This is a genomic window from Curvibacter sp. CHRR-16, assembly GCF_018474005.1.
Classification (GTDB): Bacteria; Pseudomonadota; Gammaproteobacteria; order Burkholderiales; family Burkholderiaceae_C; genus Allorhodoferax.
Genome location: NZ_JAHCSH010000002.1, coordinates 218,809 through 238,692, shown reverse-complemented (window position 1 = coordinate 238,692; position 19,884 = coordinate 218,809). Strand labels below are relative to the sequence as shown.

General features: G+C 58.8%; 20 protein-coding genes and 1 tRNA gene. 8 read left to right on the top strand and 13 right to left on the bottom strand.

Annotation, left to right across the window (positions count from 1 at the left end; all coding sequences use genetic code 11):
* The first annotated feature begins 58 nt into the window (after nucleotides 1-58).
* Nucleotides 59-1,663: a methyl-accepting chemotaxis protein gene (locus KIK84_RS04665; protein WP_250207756.1), complete on the top strand. Its 1,605-nt coding sequence runs from the start codon at nucleotides 59-61 to the stop codon at nucleotides 1,661-1,663.
* On the opposite strand, the gene KIK84_RS04660 is transcribed toward KIK84_RS04665, so the two are convergent.
* The gene (locus tag KIK84_RS04660) at nucleotides 1,657-2,976 is read right to left on the bottom strand and encodes a Y-family DNA polymerase (RefSeq protein ID WP_214121843.1); all 1,320 of its coding nucleotides are present in this window, start codon (nucleotides 2,974-2,976) and stop codon (nucleotides 1,657-1,659) included. The genes KIK84_RS04665 and KIK84_RS04660 overlap by 7 nt on opposite strands.
* A gap of 3 nt (nucleotides 2,977-2,979) precedes the next feature.
* Nucleotides 2,980-3,294: a LexA family protein gene (locus KIK84_RS04655; RefSeq protein WP_214121842.1), complete on the bottom strand. Its 315-nt coding sequence runs from the start codon at nucleotides 3,292-3,294 to the stop codon at nucleotides 2,980-2,982.
* A 71-nt stretch (nucleotides 3,295-3,365) separates the two neighbouring features.
* Here KIK84_RS04655 and KIK84_RS04650 point away from each other — a divergent pair, with 71 nt between their 5' ends.
* The gene (locus KIK84_RS04650; RefSeq protein ID WP_214121841.1) at nucleotides 3,366-4,013 is read left to right on the top strand and encodes an SOS response-associated peptidase; all 648 of its coding nucleotides are present in this window, start codon (nucleotides 3,366-3,368) and stop codon (nucleotides 4,011-4,013) included.
* Nucleotides 4,014-4,041: 28 nt separating this feature from the next.
* Here the strand turns inward: KIK84_RS04650 and KIK84_RS04645 are convergent, their stop codons facing one another.
* Genes KIK84_RS04645 through ftsY form a run of 3 tightly spaced genes read right to left on the bottom strand, consistent with a single transcriptional unit; the run spans nucleotide 4,042 to nucleotide 8,164 of the window.
* On the bottom strand, nucleotides 4,042-5,973 hold the full coding sequence (locus KIK84_RS04645) for a YhgE/Pip domain-containing protein (protein WP_214121839.1): 1,932 nt from the start codon (nucleotides 5,971-5,973) through the stop codon (nucleotides 4,042-4,044).
* A complete protein-coding gene (locus KIK84_RS04640; protein WP_214121837.1) occupies nucleotides 5,970-7,091 on the bottom strand; it encodes an NAD(P)/FAD-dependent oxidoreductase in 1,122 nt (373 codons plus the stop codon). The genes KIK84_RS04645 and KIK84_RS04640 overlap by 4 nt, the downstream gene beginning before the upstream one ends.
* Before the next feature lie 11 nt (nucleotides 7,092-7,102).
* Nucleotides 7,103-8,164 carry a signal recognition particle-docking protein FtsY gene (ftsY, locus tag KIK84_RS04635; RefSeq protein WP_214122306.1) on the bottom strand — a complete coding sequence of 354 codons (1,062 nt, stop codon included), beginning with the start codon at nucleotides 8,162-8,164 and terminating at the stop codon, nucleotides 7,103-7,105.
* Between the two features lie 68 nt (nucleotides 8,165-8,232).
* On the opposite strand from ftsY, the gene rsmD reads away from it, so the two are divergent.
* From rsmD to KIK84_RS04620, 3 genes are read left to right on the top strand one after another with little or no spacing between them, the layout of a single operon-like run.
* Nucleotides 8,233-8,898, top strand: coding sequence for a 16S rRNA (guanine(966)-N(2))-methyltransferase RsmD (rsmD, locus tag KIK84_RS04630; RefSeq protein WP_214121836.1), 666 nt, complete (start codon nucleotides 8,233-8,235; stop codon nucleotides 8,896-8,898).
* A 30-nt stretch (nucleotides 8,899-8,928) separates the two neighbouring features.
* Nucleotides 8,929-9,438 (top strand): pantetheine-phosphate adenylyltransferase, encoded by a 510-nt coding sequence (gene coaD, locus KIK84_RS04625; RefSeq protein ID WP_214121834.1) that lies wholly within the window; start codon nucleotides 8,929-8,931, stop codon nucleotides 9,436-9,438.
* 3 nt (nucleotides 9,439-9,441) lie between these two features.
* Entirely contained in the window at nucleotides 9,442-9,696 is a 255-nt protein-coding gene (locus KIK84_RS04620) for a YfhL family 4Fe-4S dicluster ferredoxin (RefSeq protein ID WP_214121832.1), read from the top strand.
* 15 nt (nucleotides 9,697-9,711) lie between these two features.
* On the opposite strand, the gene KIK84_RS04615 is transcribed toward KIK84_RS04620, so the two are convergent.
* From KIK84_RS04615 to KIK84_RS04580, 8 genes are all read right to left on the bottom strand, one after another.
* A complete protein-coding gene (locus tag KIK84_RS04615; protein WP_214121831.1) occupies nucleotides 9,712-10,158 on the bottom strand; it encodes a hypothetical protein in 447 nt (148 codons plus the stop codon).
* Nucleotides 10,159-10,162: 4 nt separating this feature from the next.
* Nucleotides 10,163-10,813, bottom strand: coding sequence for an aminoacyl-tRNA hydrolase (gene pth, locus KIK84_RS04610; RefSeq protein ID WP_214121829.1), 651 nt, complete (start codon nucleotides 10,811-10,813; stop codon nucleotides 10,163-10,165).
* Nucleotides 10,814-10,950: 137 nt separating this feature from the next.
* Nucleotides 10,951-11,577, bottom strand: a complete 627-nt coding sequence (locus KIK84_RS04605) for a 50S ribosomal protein L25/general stress protein Ctc (protein ID WP_214121828.1) — start codon at nucleotides 11,575-11,577, stop codon at nucleotides 10,951-10,953.
* Between the two features lie 106 nt (nucleotides 11,578-11,683).
* A complete protein-coding gene (locus KIK84_RS04600; protein ID WP_214121827.1) occupies nucleotides 11,684-12,652 on the bottom strand; it encodes a ribose-phosphate pyrophosphokinase in 969 nt (322 codons plus the stop codon).
* Between the two features lie 81 nt (nucleotides 12,653-12,733).
* Nucleotides 12,734-12,810: transfer RNA gene (locus KIK84_RS04595), tRNA-Gln, on the bottom strand.
* 18 nt (nucleotides 12,811-12,828) lie between these two features.
* The gene (gene ispE / locus KIK84_RS04590) at nucleotides 12,829-13,710 is read right to left on the bottom strand and encodes a 4-(cytidine 5'-diphospho)-2-C-methyl-D-erythritol kinase (RefSeq protein WP_214121825.1); all 882 of its coding nucleotides are present in this window, start codon (nucleotides 13,708-13,710) and stop codon (nucleotides 12,829-12,831) included.
* 9 nt (nucleotides 13,711-13,719) lie between these two features.
* Complete coding sequence (locus KIK84_RS04585; protein WP_214121824.1) at nucleotides 13,720-14,100, bottom strand: lipoprotein insertase outer membrane protein LolB; 381 nt, start codon at nucleotides 14,098-14,100, stop codon at nucleotides 13,720-13,722.
* A 131-nt stretch (nucleotides 14,101-14,231) separates the two neighbouring features.
* Nucleotides 14,232-15,974: a tetratricopeptide repeat protein gene (locus KIK84_RS04580; protein ID WP_214121823.1), complete on the bottom strand. Its 1,743-nt coding sequence runs from the start codon at nucleotides 15,972-15,974 to the stop codon at nucleotides 14,232-14,234.
* Nucleotides 15,975-16,013: 39 nt separating this feature from the next.
* Here KIK84_RS04580 and mutM point away from each other — a divergent pair, with 39 nt between their 5' ends.
* From mutM to mutY, 3 genes are all read left to right on the top strand, one after another.
* Nucleotides 16,014-16,829, top strand: a complete 816-nt coding sequence (gene mutM / locus KIK84_RS04575) for a bifunctional DNA-formamidopyrimidine glycosylase/DNA-(apurinic or apyrimidinic site) lyase (RefSeq protein ID WP_214121822.1) — start codon at nucleotides 16,014-16,016, stop codon at nucleotides 16,827-16,829.
* A 65-nt stretch (nucleotides 16,830-16,894) separates the two neighbouring features.
* On the top strand, nucleotides 16,895-18,820 hold the full coding sequence (locus KIK84_RS04570) for a dynamin family protein (RefSeq protein WP_214121820.1): 1,926 nt from the start codon (nucleotides 16,895-16,897) through the stop codon (nucleotides 18,818-18,820).
* An 8-nt stretch (nucleotides 18,821-18,828) separates the two neighbouring features.
* A complete protein-coding gene (mutY, locus tag KIK84_RS04565) occupies nucleotides 18,829-19,878 on the top strand; it encodes an A/G-specific adenine glycosylase (RefSeq protein WP_214121819.1) in 1,050 nt (349 codons plus the stop codon).
* The last annotated feature ends 6 nt before the right edge of the window (nucleotides 19,879-19,884 follow it).

Below are 19,884 nucleotides of genomic sequence, written 5' to 3'. Positions count from 1 at the left end.
CCCCTAGGCATGAACACAAGGAGTGCTTGGCACTCCTCTGTTTAAAGGTGAGGTTGTTATGCGTTTTTCAAGCATTCGTGACTGGCCTGTCGCCGTCAAGGTATTCATGGCGCCTGCAGTGGCGTTGGTGGCATTGCTGGCGGTGACGATAGCCGCTGTGCTGTCGTCCCAAGGTTTGTCCAGCAATTTGGCCAAAGTGGGTGAAAAAGAAGTGCGTGCGGTGGTAGACAGCCAAGCCATGGCGGCCCAAGTGACCCGAATGCACCAGCAGATGTACCAAATTCTGATTTGGCAAGCTGTGGGGCAGCGCGAAGAGCGTATCAAGGCCTTGCAAACGGAGATGTTGTCCTCGGTGGCTAATTTGTCCAAAAGTGTGAAAACCAAGCAGGAAGAACCTGGTCTGAGCGATGAGCAGAAAGAATTGCTCAAGGCCATGGCAGACAGTGCCGACCGCTACGGCAAAGTGGCCCGCGATACCTTGGACATGATGGTGGCTGGCATCGAAAGCGCAGGCACCTACATACCTGCCTTGGATGTGGAGTTCAAGGGGCTGACTACCAATGTGCAAAAGTTGGTGGAGTTGCAGCTGCAGTTCACCAAGAGCGGTGTGGAGCAGGCCCAATCCAAGGCGTCCATTTTTATTGCAGGATTTTTGGTGTTGGCGGTGCTGGCTGGCATCGTCAGTGCGCTGATGGGCATGTGGGCGGTGCGCTCAGTGACCCAACCTTTGCGCGACAGCATTGACACTTTGGGACGTGTGGCACAAGGTGATTTGACCGTGACGGTTGATACCGCCCGTGGCGATGAAATTGGCCAGTTGCTCAAAGCGATTGGTCACTTGCGCGAAGCATTGACGACGATTGTGTTCAATGTCCGCTCCAACGCCGAGAGCGTGGCTACCGCCAGTGCCGAAATTGCCCAAGGTAACCAAGACTTGAGTCGCCGTACCGAACAGCAGGCGGCGGAGTTGCAGCGCACGGCATCCACCATGAACGATTTGGGGCAAACCGTTGCCCACAATGCGGACAACGCCCAGCAGGCCAATCAGTTGGCGGTGGGAACTTCCGATGCGGCCAGCCGTGGCGGTGAGGTGGTGTCACAGGTGGTGAGCACCATGAAGGATATTCACAGCAGCAGTCAAAAGATTGCTGACATCATTGGGGTGATTGATGGCATTGCCTTTCAGACCAATATCTTGGCGCTGAACGCTGCCGTAGAAGCAGCCCGTGCTGGAGAGCAAGGCCGTGGTTTTGCCGTGGTGGCCAGTGAAGTGCGCAGCTTGGCTGGGCGCTCAGCCGAGGCGGCCAAGGAAATCAAAGGACTCATTGGTGCCAGCGTGGAAAAGGTAGAGCACGGCAACGCTTTGGTGGAACAAGCGGGCAACAGCATGCAAGAGATCGTCACTTCCATTCGCCGTTTGGGCGATTTGGTGGGGGAAATCAGTTCTGCGAGCCGCGATCAAAGTCAATCGGTCAACCAAGTCAGCCAAGCGGTAGGTCAAATTGACCAAGGCACGCAGCAAAACGCGGCCTTGGTGGAGCAAGGCGCTGCGGCAGCGGACAGCCTCAAGACCCAAGCCGTGCAGTTGGTGGAGTCGGTGGCGATGTTCAAGCTGGATGCCAACCGCAGTCACAGCACAGCTTTGGCGCTGTCGCATTACTGATCCGGCGTGCGGGGGGCGTGCAGGGTCGGTAACTCGGCCCAGCGCGTGGTGTAAGCCGGTGTGCGGCGCTCTTGTCGCATGCTCCACGGGCGCGCCCGTCCGCCCAAGCCCGCACTGCCCCATTGCACCGTGGTTTGTCCAAAGCGCTGGTTGAGACTATCGAGCGTTTGCATCAAACCCGGTCGCTCGGGACTGGTTCCCGCCCATGGCAGTGCCAGTTGCAAGCGCGCAGCATCTTGCAAATCCAGCAAATGCACTCCGGCCTTGGCATAGCGGTAGCCAGGTTGGTAGATGCGCTCTAGCGCCCGAAGGGCTGCACCTATCAACACCGCACTGTCTTGGCTGGCTTGGGGCAAGGTCATGACCAAGCCTCTGCTGTAGCGCTCATCTGCATTGGGCTGGTGCGCGCTGGTGCGGATATAGACACCAATAGCCCCTGCTGCACTGTGTTGGTGGCGCAGCTTTTCGGCTGCGCGGGCGGTGTATTCGCTCACCGCTTCTTGCAGATGGCCTTGTGCTGTGACGGTGCGGCCAAACGAACGGGTGTAGGCAATTTGTTGTTTGGGCTGTGGCAATGCGTCCCAGTCTAAGCAGGGGGTGCCTTGTAGCTCGCGTACGGTGCGTTCCAGCACACTGGACCAGTGGTGGCCCATGGTGGCGGCGTCGCTTTGCAGCAAATCCAACACGGTGTGCACACCGACTGACTGCAATTGGGGTGCCAGTTTGCGCCCCACACCCCAAACGGCGCTGATGGGCAGGCCCTGCAGCAGCCTATGCAGCAGCGGCTGGTCGATGCGCTCCAGATCACACACTTGGGCCAGCTCTGCAGGGTATTTGTGCGGGTGGCGCTCAGCCAGTTTGGCCAAGTGGTTGGCCAGCTTGGCGCGGGTCGGTGTGCTGCCCAATCCTATGCCGCACGGTATGCCTATGCTGCGCCGAATGTGCTGGCGCAGTTGCTGCGCGCGCTCGTGCAAGTCACCGCTTACTCCATGCAGGTGGATAAAACATTCATCAATGGAGTACACATCTTGCCGATATCCCAAGGCGCTGGCCAAGGCCATCATGCGCTCGGACATGTCGCCATACAAAGCGAAGTTGGCCGATAGCGCGATCAGTCCGTGGCTTCTCTCCAAGGGACGAATTTGGTGCCATGGCGCGCCCATGGCGATGCCCATGTCCTTGGCTTCGTTGCTACGGGCAATGGCGCAGCCGTCGTTGTTGGACAGCACTACCACAGCCCGCCCTTGCAAACGCGGTTGAAAGACCCGCTCGCAGCTGACGTAAAAGTTGTTTCCATCGACCAAGGCGAACACGGCTTAAGGCTCCAGCATATGGATGGAGGCTGTGACCACGCCCCATACGTCGATAGCTTGTGTGGCTTGGTGCCTAGCGGGTAGGCGTTGCAACACCAGCTCGCCATCGATGCAGGCCACAACCAAGTGACCAGGGCGGGCGATTTTGTTGCGGCGTACCACCACGATGTCGCCCCTGTGCACGCCCCAGCGTTGCCAGCGTGGATCGGCCACGCGCATGAAAAAACTGTCGGGTTTGTCGGTTTGCAGCAAATCGACCACATCGAGCCGCAGCCCACCCAAGTCTTCGGCGGGAGAGGGGAAAAACGTTTGGGCCATTTACACGCTGCCTAAAAATCTGAGATACTGTGTTTGCATACAGTATATTCAAGACCCAAGGAGCTGCGCAAATGTGCCTTCATTACCAAGCCCCCAACGCCCTGCAACTGGCCCAAAATTTGGGCGTGAATGCCCCCGCACAAGCCAAAACCGATGTGTGGCCTGGCTACACCGGGGCATTTATCCGCTTGCAAGCGCAAACGGGCGCATGGCAGTTGGAGTGTTTGCCGGGTTTGTTTGGTTTGGTGCCCCATTGGGCGGTGGATACCCAACTGGCGCGCCACACCTACAACGCCCGGGCAGAAACCGTGCACACCAAACCCAGTTTTCGTGATGCTGTGCGCAAGCAGCAGCGCTGCATCATCCCGGTACAGGCGTTTTTCGAGCCCGATTGGCGCACTGGCAATGCGTTGCCTGCGCGTATTGCGGCACGTGACCACTCGGTGCTGGGGGTGGCAGGCCTATGGTCTGAGTGGAAAAGTCCGCGTGGTGAGGTGCTGCACAGCTACGCCATGCTCACGGTCAATGCCGACCAGCACCTGCTGATGAACCAGTTTCACAAAGCCACGGACGAAAAGCGCATGCCAGTGATCTTGGATCCGTACGACTATGTGGATTGGCTGCAGGGGGATGAAGCGTTGGAGCAGTTCATGCGTCCCTATCCGGCGCAGCAGTTGGTGGCCCAACGCCACCGTGGTACGCAAGCCATGCTGCTGTGAGTGTCGCAGCACAGTTGCAGGCCTAGGTTCAGATATCTACTCCAGGGCGCATGGCGCGTGGGCTGACAAATTTCCATCGACCCAGATACATCGTCACCAGCAGAGCAGCCAGTCCCCAGCAGATGTTGATCGCCAGTGGCATGCCCCATTGGCCATCGAAAGCATCAAACACACTGGCTTTGATACCGCGCGCCACCCAAGTCAAGGGCAACCATGGGCTGATGCTGGCATACCACCCTCCGCTTAGCTCGACTGGCATGACGCCACCCGATGCCGAGATTTGCACAGCCAGTAGCACCATGGAGAGGGCTTTGCCAGCATCGCCAAACAACTTGGCCAGCATGCTAACAATGCACAAAAAACTCCAGCCAGTAATCACCAAGGTGGCTATGAAAGGCCCTTGGTGCGCTACACGCAAATTGAGCACGTTCTCCACAGCGGCGTAGAGCAACACACTTTGCAGCAGCACGAGGACGGCGGGCATGCTCAGTTTGCCCAGCAACAGGTACGGGCGTGGGCTGCGGTGGGCTGGGCGGGGCAGTATGTGCAGATTGATCAAAAATACCGCGATGCTGGCTCCCAACCACAGTGCAGCAGGCAATAAATTGGGCGCAATGCCGTGCCCGCTATTGGGGACTGGCGCTGCTACTTCCATGACCGGCTGAACCGAGTTGGCCATGCCTTCTGGGCTGCCAGAGGGTTTGCTGACATTGGCGGGTAGCGCGTGGAATAAGGTATCCAACCCATCGCTCAAACGCCTAGTACCGCCTTCTAGTTTGTGCAAACCATTGGCCAAATCGCTATTACCCTGAACTATTTTTCCACTGCCAGCGTTCAGTTCATCGAGTTGGTTGTCTTCTGGCAGTTTGGTGGCAATGGTATGGATGCCGTTGGACATGGCTTGCATGCCGGTGGTCAAACTGCCAACGCCAGTGCTGAGTTTTTCGGCACCATCGGCCAATTGGCGTTGGCCTTCTTGGGCATTCCCAATCCCGTTGTGGAGTTCTGTGAGGGCTGTTTTGAGTTGGCTAACGCCGTCTTTCAGGCTATTGGGGGCTAGCAGACTGTCTTCAAGGGTTGCTTGGTAGCCTTGGACACCGCGTTGTATGTCGCCAGCACCTTTGTGGATTTTATCCAGACCGGCCCCTAGCTCCGTATGGCCTGCTACGAGTTTTTCGGCACCATTGCGCAAGCGGTTGAGTTCACTGGTGCGCGGCCGCTTGCTGTCCATGGTGCGGATGCCATTCCCCATTTGCCGCATGCCATCGGTCAGTGCATTGACTCCGATATTGAGCCGATTGGAGCCATTGGCTAGCTGCTGGGCCGCCTGTTCAGCTTGCTGGCTACCCGTGTGGATTTCGTAGGCGCCATTGCGCAATTCCTCCACAGCCCTGTGCAATTGATCCACGCTGTGTTGCGATCCTGCGGCGCTTTGCAAGACCAAAGACCAGCGTTGTTCATTCAGCCTCTCGTTCACTGCATGCCCCAGTTCAGTGGCAAATTGCCGTGCCAGCAGGGCTGTCTGGTAGTGGTTGCCATCGCTGCTGTACACCACGAGTTTGCCGTCACCGGGTATGACACCGGGAATGGCGTGCGAACTGAAGTCTGGCGGGATGATGAGTGCAAATGCATAGTGCCCTTGGCGTACGCTTTGCCGGGCACTCTCTGCATCTTGCAATTCGGTATAGGTAAAGCGGTTGCTGTGCTTGAGGTTGTCTACCACTTGGCTGCCGACCTTGATGAGGGTGTCTTCGTTAAAGAAGCCCTCATCCAAATTGACCAAGGCCACACTCAGTGACTGGGTGTGTGCCACAGGATCCCAGACACTGCTGAGGTAAATCAGTGCGTAAATGAGTGGCAGTACTGAAACCACTAAGGCAGCAACCCACATGCGAGGCGATCGCAGCAGTGTTTGGGCCTCTAGGCGGGCAATGTAAACAAATGGGTGCGCTAGGCTCATGGTGCCGTCAAGTGGGCCAAGGTACGGCGATCTGCCCAGCGCTTGAGCCATGTCAGGCTACGGCCTTGCATGGTCTTGCCAGACCAGCAGGCCATGGCTTGGTCGCTGCCCGCAAACAGGATGTGCAGACCACTCCATGCTGGATCAATGGGGCGCAGGTTTTTACCGCTGGTCAGTGCCCCAATGTTGTTGGCGGCATCGGTGCTGTAGTCGGTGGTGCACAGCACCCGGGGGTGGCTGGTGCTGCAGCCATAGCTGTCAGTCAGGATGGACTGCTGCGCATCGTGTGCCAAACCGCTGTTTTGCAGCCATTGCGGTGGCAAGCCTGCAGGGCAAATGAGCGGGATGTCGCAAGCCAAGCGCGCTCCACAGCCCAGATGCAGTTCGGTGGCCGATATGGAGGTCACGCTGTCTTGCAAGACATTGATGCGCTGGGCGCGCAAGGTCTGGCCCATGTGCAGGCGAACAGCTTCAGGGATTTCGGGGGCCGCACCCAACGGCGTGTGGATGTACGTCATGGCGCAGTGTGGCAGGCGTTGGCGTATGGCCAGCGCAATTTCCATAGAAAAGGCGCTGGATCCCAGCACTGCTAGGCGCAAGGAACGTTGCTGTGCCACATTGAGCACTTGTGGCCACAGGGTGGCAAAAATTTCCAAGGGTTGCAAGAACAGCCCAAATTCGGCTGCGCCAGGAATGATGTGCTCGGCATCGTGCGGCGTTTGCAGGGCGGGTGTGTTCACGCTCAGCCAGTCGTAGTGCACATCGATATCGTTGTCCAAGCCGAGGGTTTGGCTTTGCGCATCGAAACGTCGCACCATGCGGCGCAGCCAGCGCACACCAGTTTGTCGCACCAAGGGTTCAAGTTCAATGCTGCAGTCTTCCAAGCCCAATTCGCCAGCAATAAAGCTGGGCAAACGGGCTGGGTAAATACTGGTTTTGAGTGGGTGAATAAGCACAATGCGCAGTTCAGGCAGTGGTTTTTCAACCATGCTGCGCAGGAGCTGAATATTGGACATGCCCGCCCCCAGCAGCACTAGCTGGTTGGGTTCGTAACCTACGCTTTGCGTTTGGCTGAAAAGATGGATGTCTTTTTGCAGTGCGGAGGTCAGGGTGGTCATGGTCTGGTCTCTCAGTTCAGCAAGGCTTGGGCGAATTCCCGGGCATTGAAGGTTTCCAACTCATCGAGCTTTTCGCCCACGCCGATGAAATACACCGGTACGGGCCGTTCGCGGGCAATGGCAGCGAGTACTCCGCCTTTGGCCGTGCCATCGAGCTTGGTCACTACCAAGCCTGTCAGGTGCAAAGCATCGTCAAAGGCTTTGACTTGGGTGAGTGCGTTTTGGCCTGTGTTGCCATCGATGACCAGCAGCACCTCGTGCGGTGCGCTGGCATCGGCTTTGGCAATCACGCGTTGGATTTTTTTCAGCTCTTCCATCAGGTGCAGCTGTGTAGGCAGGCGTCCTGCGGTATCGACCAGTACCACGTCTTTGCCGCGTGCCTTGCCAGCGGTGACGGCATCAAAACACACTGCGGCTGGGTCAGCGCCTTCTTGGCTGATGATGTCCACCGTATTGCGGCTGGCCCACACGGCCAACTGCTCGCGGGCTGCGGCGCGGAAAGTATCGGCTGCAGCCAGCAAAACGCTGGCTCCGCTGTCGGCCAAATGCTTGGTCAGCTTGCCAATGCTGGTGGTTTTGCCCGCACCGTTGACACCTGCCACCATGATCACCGTGGGTTGCTCTTGGCCCACGAGCAAGGTTTTTTGCAGTGGCTGCAGCAATGCAGTTAACTCATCCACCAAGGCCGCTTTCAGGGCAATGGGGTCTTCTATGCGCTGGGCTTTGGCTTTTTGGCGCAGTTGGTCAACCAAATAGGTGGTGGCCGATACACCCGCATCGGCCATGAGCAAAGCGCTTTCCAGTTCTTCGAACAAGGCTTCATCGACACGGTGCACGCCAAAGACGGCCGAAATATTGCTGGCCGTCTTGCCCAAGCCCGCTTTGAGTTTGCTCAGCCACGAACCGCGCTCAGGTTTGGCGGTAGGTTCGGGCGGGGTGATGAGGGGGGCAGTAGGCGCTGCACCAGTGCTGGGTACAGAGGCAATGGGGGTGCTGCTGGAGGCAGGCGGCGCCTGTGGGGCTTCGCTGCTGGGGGTGGCAGGGGGTGTTTTTTTCTTGAAAAAGCTGAACATGGACATGGTGTAACTCTGCTCGCATTCTATGAAAGCCCAAGCGTTTGGACAGCCCATAATCGCTGGCTATGGCATCTAAATCACACAAATCACCCGTTCCAGTGCCGCCTAAGCATGCTGGTAGCCACGAAATCCGCATCATCGGCGGGCAGTGGAAGCGCAGCAAGCTCAAGGTGGCTGACAAGCCTAGCCTGCGCCCCACGCCCGACCGGGTGCGGGAAACCCTGTTCAACTGGTTGGGGCAAGACATGGGCGGTTTGCGTGTGGTGGACGCTTTTGCCGGCACGGGGGCTTTGGGCTTGGAAGCTGCTTCGCGGGGTGCGGCCCAAGTCACCTTGATCGAGCAAGACCCGGCTTTGGTGCTGCAACTGCGCCAAGTGCTGGCCCATTTGCAAAAGTCCACCGATGCGGCCAATGCGCAAACCACGGCCCACGTGGTGCGAGGGGATGCCATCGCCCACCTGACAGGTTTACCTGTGCAGAGTGTGGATGGCGTGTTTCTTGACCCGCCATTTGGTCTGCCTTTATTCGAACCAGCACTGCGCGCTGCGGTGCGCGCCCTCAAACCCACGGGCTGGGTGTATCTGGAAGCGCCCCAAGCTTGGGATGATGTGCAGCTTGCGGCATGGGGCTTGCGGGTGCATCGCCACCTCAAAGCCGGGGCGGTGCATGCCCATTTGCTCTACCGCACCGATAGTGGGGTTGGTGGTGGGGTGGGGGCCGCGCAGGCATAATTTCGCCTTTCTCTGTGCGGAGTAGGGCGTATGGCGTCAGCAGACGTGGTGGTGGTTTTTCCGGGGACTTTCGATCCCCTGACCTTGGGGCATCAAGACCTGATTGCCCGCAGCGCCCGTTTGTTTGGCCATGTCATCGTGGCGGTGGCCGCTGCCCACCACAAGAAGACCCTCTTCACCTTGGATGAGCGCTTGAACTTGGCCCGCAGTGCGCTGCAAACCTTGCCCAACGTGAGCGTGCTGCCCTTTGATGGGTTGGTGCGTGACTTTGCCATGCAGCACGGTGCGCAGGCCATGGTGCGCGGGGTGCGCGGGGTGACAGACTTTGACTACGAAGCCCAGTTGGCTGGCATGAACCGAACCATGGCGCAATCGGCAGGCAGCACGCTTGACACGGTGTTCCTCACCCCCGATGCGCGCTGGCAGCATGTCTCTAGTACCTTGGTGCGCGAGATTGCAGCATTGGGCGGCCCCGCGCACGATTTCGTTGCGCCGCTTGTGTGGCAGGCCTTGGTTGCCAAGTTGCCCCGAAAGGCTTGATCTATGGCGCTGATGATTACCGACGAGTGCATCAACTGCGACGTGTGCGAGCCCGAATGTCCCAACGACGCCATTTCCATGGGCGAGAGCATCTATGTCATAGACCCGCACAAGTGCACCGAATGCGTGGGCCACTTTGACGAGCCCCAGTGCGTGCAGGTATGCCCTGTGTCCTGCATTCCCGTGCACCCTGAGCACGTGGAAAGCCGTGACCAACTGCAGCAGAAATACTTCCTCCTCACCCAAACCAAGGTGTGAGGGCGCTCACAGGCATCAGGGCTTCTTGGCGGGTTTGGGCGTACCAGCAGTGAAGTAGTCGGGGTCCTGCTTCTTTTTTTTGTGGGATTTTTTGCCCGATGCCGCTCCTGGTGCATTCTTGTCATGCTGGGCATTGGATCTCGCTTTGAACTCTGCAGGCTCACGCTGTGCCTGGCGCGCTGCTTGGGCTTCGCGTGCTTGGCGCTCGCGCTCTAGCGCCTGTGCTTGCTCAGCATAGCTTTTGGTCTTGGCCGGTTTCCCGCTTGGTGGCAACGGGTCTGGAGTTGGCACCACTTGCTGGGTGGCTGCTTGGCCCGTTTTGCCCGGCTCACCAAGGTCTTGGCAAGGTTGTTGGCTGTACTGGTTGCCGCAGCGGTAGATAGATGGGCTATTTTGGGCGCTAACGCCCGTGCAATAAGCTGATGCAGCTATCAAAACTGTAGCAAAAGCAAGGCGTTGCATAGGCTTATTTCTCCGGTATTGCTGCGGGGTCTGGGTTCTGTGCGGAACCTGTGGTGGCAGGGCGTGGTGGTTTGGGCCGTGGTGGTTTGCTGGTGTGGATGAGCTGGGTAGCCTTGTCCATCTGGCTTGCTAGCAGCTCGGGCAGCGCACGCAGACTGCGGTCAATGCTTTGGTCGATGGCAATGCGGTGATCCAGCATGGGTTTTTTCAGCACCCAGTTGGCCACTTCAGCCTTGTTGCCTGGATGGCCTATGCCTATGCGCAGGCGCCAATAGTCGCTGCTGCCCAGTTGGGCGTGGATGTCGCGCAGCCCGTTGTGGCCAGCATGGCCACCGCCCAACTTGAGCTTGGCTTCACCGGGGTCAATATCCAGTTCGTCGTGCGCCACCAGAATTTCACCCGGGGTGATTTTGAAAAAACGGGCCAGTGCCCCGACCGATTTGCCCGACAGGTTCATAAACGTTTGCGGCTCCAGCAACCACAAGGGGTTGCCTTGTACGCTGGTGCGGGCCACCAAGCCAAAGTAGCTGCGCTCGTATTGCAGTTGCACCTTGAGTTGCCGTGCCACCGCATCTACCCACCAAAAGCCGGCGTTGTGCCGGGTGTCCTCGTATTCAGGGCCGGGGTTACCCAAGCCAACTAGCAGTTTGATCATGGGGGAATTATCGAATACCACGCCATCGATGCGATGCGCTGGGCGATGTATGTGGTGGTGGAAAAACAAAACGGCCCGCGCGAGGCGGGCCGTTTTGCTTCTTGAGGAAGAGTCTTGAAGAGACTGGAAGTAAAGGATTACTTCTTGCCCTTGCCCTTCTTAGCGTCAGCAGCAGGAGCAGCAACAGGGGCTGCAATCACTTCTTCCACTGGTTCCACCACGGACACGATCACGGGGTTGGGTTTGCCGTGGGTCACGACGGTCACGCCCTTGGGCAGAGTCAAGTCAGCTAGGTGCAGGGACTTGCCCTTGACCAAGCCGGACAGATCGACGGCGATGAACTCAGGCAGATCGCCTGGCAAGCAGTTGATCTCGAGTTCGTTGACCACGTGGTTCACGATGCAAGCGTCTGCCTTGACAGCAGGCGAGTTTTCTTGACCGCTGAAGTGCAGTGGCACCTTCATGTGCAGCTTGGTGTTGGCATCCACGCGTTGGAAGTCGATGTGCAGCACCAATTGCTTGTAGGGGTGCATTTGCAGATCACGCAACAGCACTTTGGTGGTTTGGCCAGCCAATTCCATTTCTAGGATGGAAGAGTGGAACGCTTCCTTCTTGATGGCTTGCATCAAGGCGTTGTGATCGAGTTCGATCAGTTGGGGGGCCGATGTAGAACCGTACACGATGCCGGGGGTACGGCCAGTGATACGCAGGCGGCGGCTCGCACCCGTACCTTGCTTAGAACGCTCAAAAGCGACGAATTTCATAACTAACTCCAGTGTGGGTTTACCGCGACCAGTAATACCCAAGTTTTACAAATAGCAAACCACCCACAACGGGTGGTTGCTGGCTTTTGCCAACCAACGCTTGCAATTAAGCGTCGGAGAACAAACTCATGACCGACTCACCGTTGGCGATGCGGTTGATGGTTTCCCCAATCAAACCGGCCACGGAGAGTTGGCGAATCTTGCTGCACTGCGCTGCTGCAGGGCTGAGCGGAATGGTGTTGGTCACCACGACTTCATCCAAGGCGTTGCCGCTGGCGATGCGCTCGATAGCGGGGCCGGAGAAGATGGGGTGGGTGCAGTAGGCGTACACGTTTTTGGCACCACGGTCTTTCAACACTTCAGCGGCTTTGACCAAGGTGCCTGCGGTGTCGATCATGTCATCCATGATCACGCAGTTGCGGCCTTCGATTTCACCGATCACGTGCATCACTTCGGACACGTTGGCCTTGGGGCGGCGCTTGTCGATGATGGCCAGATCGCAACCGAGTTGCTTGGCCAGCGCACGGGCACGCACCACACCACCCACGTCGGGGGAGACGACGATCAGGTCTTCGTAATTCTTCTGACGCAGGTCCCCCAACAGCACGGGAGAGGCGTAGATGTTGTCCACGGGAATGTCGAAGAAGCCTTGAATCTGGTCAGCGTGCAGATCCATGGTCAGCACACGGTCTACCCCCACGGCTTGCAACATGTTGGCCACCACTTTGGCCGTGATAGGCACACGGGTGGAGCGGGGGCGGCGGTCTTGGCGGGCGTAACCGAAGTAGGGGATCACGGCGCTGATGCGCTCTGCCGATGCGCGCTTCAAAGCATCGACCATGATCAACAACTCCATCAGGTTGTCGTTGGTAGGTGCGCAAGTGCTTTGCACCACAAACACGTCGCGGGCGCGCACGTTTTGGTTGATTTCCACTGTCACTTCACCGTCAGAGAAGCGGCCTACAGTGGCGTCACCCAAGGTGGTGCCCAGGTGTTTGGCGATGCCTTCTGCCATGGCAGGGTTGGCATTGCCAGTGAAGATCATGAAGTCAGGAGGAATGTTTGCAGCCTGCATGCTTGGGGATCCAGCGAAAAATGGGGGTTGTTTATCTACGAAGTGTTTGCCACTAAGGCCATTTGCCGGCGATGGGCAATTTGGCAGGGGAAGAAGGATTCGAACCTTCGCATGCTGGAATCAAAATCCAGTGCCTTAACCAACTTGGCGACTCCCCTACACTGGTTGGCAGCAAACTATTGCTTGCTACCCACCGATAAACTGTCGCTGGTTGCCCAATCCACAAGGGGATGGACTCCCAAACCGCTGCAACAACGAACTTGCCAGTCTGGTGGTGCATCTTTTACATCCACAGGTGTTGGCGACAACGCAAACACCGCACTACCAGAGCCAGTCATTCGACCAGCAAGTCCTTTGCTGGCAAGCCATTGCAGTGCGGTGCTTACATCGGGGCACAAGCGCTCTGCTACAGCTTGCAAATCGTTTCTTCCGAAACGCAGCGCATCTAGTGAAGAAGCGCTATCAGCGAAGACCGCAACTATAGCAGGTTTTGTGTCTCTGGACAAAAAAGGATCAGAAAAAATTAATTTTGTGTCCAGCCCTGCTGCAGGTTTGGCCACTACCGCATGCACGGGTGGCAGGGTGATGGGAGTCAGTTGTTCGCCAATGCCTTCTACCCATGCGTTATGTCCGCCCAAGAAAAAGGGCACATCGGCTCCTAGCTGCACGCCGAGCTGGCACAGTTGCTCACGGCTCAAGCCCAGTTGCCAGAGGCGGTTTAGCCCCAGTAGCACGCTGGCGGCATCGGAGGAGCCACCGCCCATGCCAGCTTGGGCGGGGATGCGCTTTTCGATGCCAATGTGGGCGCCAAAACGGCAGCCCGTGTGCTGCTGCAGCAAGCGGGCCGCGCGCAGGCACAAGTCGTCAGGGGGGAGCGGGGTAGTGAGATCCTCGCGGCTGAGTTGGCCATCGGTGCGCAAATCCAAATGCAAGGTGTCGCACCAGTCGATCAGCATGAAGACTGACTGCAGCAGGTGATAGCCGTCGGCGCGGCGGCCCGTGATGTGCAAAAACAGATTGAGTTTGGCCGGGGCTGGAATATCGTGGAGAGACTGCATGGGGCGCGATTATCGGTCGAGCACCACCCGCACATCGACGGCAGGTTGTCCGTTGGCTGCCTCGCGCTGAGCCCGCAGACGGCCTTGGGCCAGCTGGCTGGTGTCCACGCTCCAGTGGCTTACCGCAGTGGCTTGACCTTGTAGCCAGTCGAACAGGGCGGCGACAGGCAAGTCGGCTCCAGTGGCGTCTATCAGCAGGCTGGACAGATCGGGGTAGTGGCGCTGGTCGCGGCCCTGTTGCCATTGGGCCAGTCCGGGGGCCCATTGCAGTTCGGCAGCGGTGTTGCCCAGTGGGGTGTAGAAGGTGAGTACCCCGCGTTCAGCTTGGCCTTGGAGGGTAAAACCCGATGAAAACGACTGCGGAGGTTGGCTGGCGATGTGGATGGACAAGCGGCCTTCCCATGTTGGGGATTGGGGGTCAATTTGGCCGCTGGAGCTTGTCCTGTGCGCACATCCTGCTATAAAAAATATAGCAAATAAAAAGGCCAGCAGGCGCTGGCCTAATCGAAAGAGGGGCGGTGTCATGGTTTCTTGCGCAATCGACGCATGGTTTCCTGCAGCACGGAGTGGTTGGGGTTGTGTTGCAGGGCTTCGCCCCAGATTTGGTTGGCCCGCTCGTGCTGGCCTTGCACCCAGAGCACCTCGCCCAAATGGGCGGCAATTTCGGTGTCGGTGCGCAAGCTATAGGCTTTTTCCAACCAGGTTTGGGCTGCCTTGAGGTTGCCGCTGCGGTATTCCACCCAGGCCATGCTGTCGATGATGTAGGGGTCGTTGGGGGCTAATTCCAAGGCTTTTTGTACCAAGGTGCGCGCCTCGCCCAAGCGGGTATTGCGCTCAGCCAGCGAATAGCCCAGCGCGTTGTAGGCGTGGTGGTACTGGGGATTGAGTTCTATGACGCGGCGCAGGTCATGCTCCATCGCATCGTATTTGCCGAGACGGTCAGCCAGCAGGGCTTTGTCGTACAGCAATTCGGCGTCTTGGGGGTAGCGTTGAACGGCGTCTTTTAGCACGTCATACGCTTGCTGGACTTGCCCGTTGTCACGCAACAGCGATACCAATAGTGAGACTTTGGTACGAGCATCTTCTGGTCGTTCTTCGGGGATGGCTTCCAAGGCCTCACGCGCTTGAGGCAGTTTGCCTTGCTCGGCCAGTATCAGTGCTTTGCGCGATCCGGCCCGCATGGCGTCCTCGGCTGCATCGGCTTGATCGGCGTAGTTCAGTGCCGTTGCGTAGTCTTTACGGCTTTGGGCGATTTGGGATAGCAACAGATAGGCTTCGCTGCGTTGGCGCGGCGTCAGGGCATTGCGACTGGCGGGTTCACCGGGTTCTGTTAGTTGCAAGAACTGTTGCAGGCTGGCCTGCGCCGAGTCTGCGTTTTGCATTTGCCATTCCAGCGAGCCACGCAGCAGCCATGGCTCATGTTGCTGCGGTGCTTGTTGGGTGGTCAGTATGGCTTGTTCCAGTGCAGCATCCAGTTGATTGGATTGTGTCAGGCGGCGTGCGTAGAGCATGCGCAGATCGGCCTTGGCCTGAGGACTTTGCCAGTACGCGGCGAGGTAGCTTTTGGCCCGCGCATCGTCCAATTCCATCAGGTTGAGAGCCAATACCGCCAGTTCATCTGACACAGGGTTGAGCTTTTGTGCAGCATCGGCCGAAGCCCAAGGCGCTTCTTTGTCGCCTGCGTTGAGTTGCATCAGCCCAAGCGTTACCCAAGCGGCGGGGCCGTAGCGTTTGTCCTGTAAATCAGCGCTCAGCGCTTGCTGCACTATGGCAATGCCCAAGGCCTTGTCGGTGACGCGGGCGTAGTAGCCCGGTATGCGGTTGATGGCGTCTAGGCGTTCGTCACCGCTTACTTCGGTCAATTCGCGTTTGAGCGGCTCCAAACTGTCGCTCACCCGGTTCATGCCCAGCAAAATTTGCAATACGTAGCGGTTGGCTTCACGCGAGTTCGGTTGAGCACGTAACCAAGTGCGTGCAGCGTCCAGTGCGTAGTCCCCACTGCGGCCTTGGATAGCCAATGCAATAGAGCGTTCAAAGAGCTTGGCATCGTTGGCTTTGCGTGCTGCATTGAGCATCAGGCTGTAAGCATTGCCCAAGTCCCCTTGGTTGGCACTCATTTCAGCCAGTATGAGCTGGTAAAACAGTTCGCCACTGAGGTCGGAGTTGACAATGGGCTCGGCCTCTTGCGCATGGGCGGCAGGGACTTGGGCCAAGGCCAAGCTGAGGCCAGCTAGGCAAGATGCAAGGAGTTTGGTTGCGTGCATCGGCCCATAATAATTCATCGACCACCGAGCTTGTTGTCCATGCCTGAATTACCTGAAGTAGAAGTCACCCGTTTGAGTTTTGCGCAGCGCATCGCCGGGGCACGCATCCTGCGCCTGCAACTGGGAAAACCCCTGCGCTGGCCTTTGGGTTGCGATCCGGCCTTGCTGGCTGGGCGGCAAGTGCTGCAGGTGCGCCGTCGGGGCAAATACCTGTTGCTGGACATGGATAAAGGCCTTTTGCTCATGCACTTGGGCATGTCCGGCAGCCTGCGCTTTGCGCCTCGCGTGGAGCTGGCTGGCCCGCACGACCACATGGATTTGCACACTGACCGTGGCGTGCTGCGCCTGCATGACCCGCGCCGCTTTGGCGCAGTCGTGTATGCCGAGTCCGAGTCGGCCCCGCAGGCCCACAAACTGCTGCAAAACTTGGGCGTTGAACCCCTGGAAGATGGCTTTACGCCCGCGGTGTTGCACCAAGGTCTGCGCGAGCGGCGAGCCCCCATCAAGCAAGTGCTACTGGCGGGCGATGTGGTGGTGGGCGTGGGCAATATCTACGCCAGCGAAGCCCTGTTTCACGCTGGCATACGCCCTGCTACAGCGGCCAACCGCGTGAGCCTGCCACGTGCCACCCGTTTGCACGCCGCTATCAGGCAGATATTGGCCGCTGCTGTGGCATCGGGCGGGAGTAGCTTGCGCGACTTTGTGGATGCCCACGGCGAACCGGGGTATTTCCAACTGCACACCATGGTGTACGACAAGGAAGGCCATCCTTGTCGCATTTGTGCCACACCCATACGCCGTATTCGGCAGGGGCAACGCTCCACTTTCTATTGCCCAATTTGTCAAAAACCCTAGACTGGTCAAGTAGTTGCAAGGGGCGGTGCTATATTGGCCCGCTAAAAACAAAGAGGTAAGTACACATGTCGTTCAATGAGCAGCTCGATCAGCACGGGCAATGGCGCCGCGAGTTCGCGTTGCGCCTGCGCCTATTGGCAGCTTGGCTCAAAGACCACGACCTGCTGGACGAGGCTGTGCAAGACCGCTTGCTGCGTCTGGAAACCCAGATGCAATCAGACAAGATCATGGTTGCTTTTGTGGCTGAGTTCTCGCGTGGCAAATCCGAGCTGATCAACGCCTTGTTCTTTGCCGGCTATGGTCGCCGCATCATGCCCGCCAGTGCCGGGCGCACCACCATGTGCCCCACCGAGCTGGGCTACGATGCCGAGCTGCCCCCATGCTTGCGCCTGTTGCCCATCGAGACCCGTTTGCAGCAGCAAACGCTGATGGACTGGCGCCTCAACCCCGACCGCTGGGAGCGCATAGACCTGGATGTGAACAACCCCCAGCAGCTCGCGCTGGCTTTTGAAAAAGTGGCCGAAACCCGCAAGGTCAGCCAGTCCGAAGCGCAAGCACTGGGTTTGTGGAACCCCGAGTCGCCCGAAGACAACCCCATTCTTGACGCCCAAGGCATGGTCGAAGTGCCACGCTGGCGCCATGCGCTCATCAACGTGGCGCACCCCCTGCTCAAGCAAGGGCTGGTTATTTTGGATACCCCAGGGCTCAACGCCATTGGTGCCGAGCCTGAACTGACCGTGAGCCTGATACCGCAAGCACAAGCCGTGGTGTTCTTGCTCGGGGCTGATACCGGCGTGACCAAGTCCGACTTGTCTATCTGGCGCGAACACCTCATCACCGACGAAACGCACAGCGACGCCCGCTTGGTGGTGCTCAACAAAATAGACACCCTGTGGGATGCCCTGAGTACCCCTGCGCAAGTACAGGCCCAAATCGACCGCCAGCGCAGCACGGTAGCCGAAACTTTGGCCTTGCCGCTGGAGCGCGTGGTGGCTATTTCGGCCCAAAAAGGCTTGGTCGCCAAAGTGTCCGACGATGCTGACTTGCTGCAACGCAGTGGCCTGCCCTTGCTCGAAGAAAAACTGGGCCGCGATTTGCTGCACAACCGCCAGCGCGTGCTGCGTTCGGCCATGGCGCAAGGCGTGGGCGAACTGCGCGGCGAAACGGCCCGCTTGATCCGCATTCGCCAACTCGACCTGACCGAGCAAGAGCAAGAACTGCAAAGCCTAAAAGGCAAAAACGCCGGGGTGATCCGCATGATGCGCGCCCGCATAGCCCAAGAGCAGGCCGAGTTCGATCAAAGCAGCGCCCGTGTGCATGCCGTGCGTTCGGTGCACCTCAAACTCATGCGCGACATCTTCAAGCTGCTCAGCAGCCTGACTTTGAAAAAAGAAATGCTCGCGCTGACGCAGAGCCTCAAGCAAAAAGGCCTCAAGCTCGGTATCAAGCGCTCCTATGGGGACACCTTTGACCGCTTGCGTGGCAATATCCACCGTGCCAACGGCATGCTCGAAGAGTTGCACAACATGCTGCAAGCCTCGTTCACACAGCTCAATGCCGAGTACGGTTTTGCACTGCAAGTGCCACCGTCTCCCGACTTGCTGGGGTTCATTGCCGAGTTGGACGTATTGGAACGCACCCACCTGCAATACCTCAGCTTGGGCAATGCCCTCAAACTGGCTCAGCTGGAGTTTGCCGAGCGCTTGGTGCGCGCTTTGCGCGCCCGCGTAGCTGCCGTGTACGACACCGCCTTGGCTGAGGTGGAGGTGTGGAGCAAATCGTCGGCATCGCAGATTGACACCCAGCTGCGCGAGCGCCGCCGCCACTTCACCCGCCGCATGGATGCCATAGACCGCATCCAACAAGCGGCAGGGGGCTTGCAAGAGCGTATTGCTGAAATCCAGCAGCAAGTGGGCACCTTGGCCCAGCTCGATGCCAAGCTGCAAGAGCTCACCAGTTATCTGATGCGCCAACCCGGCCACACAGGCTGATTTCCCTTATGAGTGACACATTGGCACAAGCCGTTGTGCAGTGGCAGCGCGTGCACGGGCGCAACCACTTGCCTTGGCAAGCCGGGCGTGACCCCTACCGCGTGTGGCTGTCCGAAATCATGCTGCAGCAAACCCAGGTGGCTACCGTGCTGGGCTACTTCGACCGCTTCGTGCAGCGCCTGCCCACCGTGCAGGACTTGGCCGCAGCCGATGAAGACACCGTCATGGGGCTGTGGAGCGGGTTGGGCTACTACAGCCGCGCCCGCAACCTGCACCGCTGCGCCCAAGAGCTGGTGCAGCGCTTTGGCGGCACTTTCCCGCGCGATGCCGCCACGCTGGCCACCTTGCCCGGCATAGGCCGCTCCACCGCAGCGGCTATCACGTCCGTGTGCTTTGGCGAGCGTGTGTCCATACTGGATGCGAATGTGAAACGCGTGCTCAGCCGCGTGCTGGCGTGGGAGCAAGACCTGGCCCAAGCCAAAGCCGTGCGCGACCTGTGGACTGCTGCCGATACCCTGCTGCCCGCTACGGCTGCCGACATGCCCGCCTACACCCAAGGCATGATGGACCTGGGCGCCAGCCTGTGCAGCGTGCGCCAGCCGCAGTGCCTGCTGTGCCCCGTGCAAATGCACTGCCAAGCCAGAGCGCAGGGCAGGGCGACGGACTTTCCCATCCAAACCCGCAAACTGCAACGCAGCGCCCAGCAGTGGTGGGTGCTGTGGGCGCAGCAAGGCGAGGGTGGCGCAACGCATGAAAAAAGCGCAGTCTGGCTGCACAAACGCCCCAGCCGTGGCGTATGGGCCGGCCTGCACTGCCTGCCCATGTGGGGTGACGAAGCATCTGCCCTGGCCTGCCTACCCGCCGCGCAGCGCCAGCAGGTGCAGGCGCTGCCCGTGGTCAAACACGTACTCACCCACCGTGACCTGTACCTGCACCCCCTGCAGGTGGTGCTACCAGCAGGCCAAGCGCCGCAGTGCGAGGGCGCTTGGGTGGCTGCTAGCGACTGGCCTGCGCTGGGGCTGCCTGCGCCGGTGAGGAAGCTGCTGGAGCAGGGGTAAGCATTC

Bases quoted from the DNA above. Each gene is read 5' to 3' on its own strand.
- KIK84_RS04665 (WP_250207756.1), top strand. From the start codon at position 59: ATGCGTTTTTCAAGCATTCGTGACTGGCCTGTCGCCGTCAAGGTATTC.
- KIK84_RS04600 (WP_214121827.1), bottom strand. From the start codon at position 12,652: ATGCAGGCTGCAAACATTCCTCCTGACTTCATGATCTTCACTGGCAAT.
- mutY (WP_214121819.1), top strand. From the start codon at position 18,829: ATGAGTGACACATTGGCACAAGCCGTTGTGCAGTGGCAGCGCGTGCAC.
- ispE (WP_214121825.1), bottom strand. From the start codon at position 13,710: ATGCAGTCTCTCCACGATATTCCAGCCCCGGCCAAACTCAATCTGTTT.
- KIK84_RS04605 (WP_214121828.1), bottom strand. From the start codon at position 11,577: ATGAAATTCGTCGCTTTTGAGCGTTCTAAGCAAGGTACGGGTGCGAGC.
- coaD (WP_214121834.1), top strand. From the start codon at position 8,929: ATGGCGTCAGCAGACGTGGTGGTGGTTTTTCCGGGGACTTTCGATCCC.
- KIK84_RS04580 (WP_214121823.1), bottom strand. From the start codon at position 15,974: ATGCACGCAACCAAACTCCTTGCATCTTGCCTAGCTGGCCTCAGCTTG.
- KIK84_RS04650 (WP_214121841.1), top strand. From the start codon at position 3,366: ATGTGCCTTCATTACCAAGCCCCCAACGCCCTGCAACTGGCCCAAAAT.
- ftsY (WP_214122306.1), bottom strand. From the start codon at position 8,164: ATGTTCAGCTTTTTCAAGAAAAAAACACCCCCTGCCACCCCCAGCAGC.
- rsmD (WP_214121836.1), top strand. From the start codon at position 8,233: ATGGCATCTAAATCACACAAATCACCCGTTCCAGTGCCGCCTAAGCAT.
- KIK84_RS04615 (WP_214121831.1), bottom strand. From the start codon at position 10,158: ATGCAACGCCTTGCTTTTGCTACAGTTTTGATAGCTGCATCAGCTTAT.
- KIK84_RS04655 (WP_214121842.1), bottom strand. From the start codon at position 3,294: ATGGCCCAAACGTTTTTCCCCTCTCCCGCCGAAGACTTGGGTGGGCTG.
- KIK84_RS04570 (WP_214121820.1), top strand. From the start codon at position 16,895: ATGTCGTTCAATGAGCAGCTCGATCAGCACGGGCAATGGCGCCGCGAG.
- pth (WP_214121829.1), bottom strand. From the start codon at position 10,813: ATGATCAAACTGCTAGTTGGCTTGGGTAACCCCGGCCCTGAATACGAG.
- KIK84_RS04620 (WP_214121832.1), top strand. From the start codon at position 9,442: ATGGCGCTGATGATTACCGACGAGTGCATCAACTGCGACGTGTGCGAG.
- KIK84_RS04640 (WP_214121837.1), bottom strand. From the start codon at position 7,091: ATGACCACCCTGACCTCCGCACTGCAAAAAGACATCCATCTTTTCAGC.
- mutM (WP_214121822.1), top strand. From the start codon at position 16,014: ATGCCTGAATTACCTGAAGTAGAAGTCACCCGTTTGAGTTTTGCGCAG.
- KIK84_RS04645 (WP_214121839.1), bottom strand. From the start codon at position 5,973: ATGAGCCTAGCGCACCCATTTGTTTACATTGCCCGCCTAGAGGCCCAA.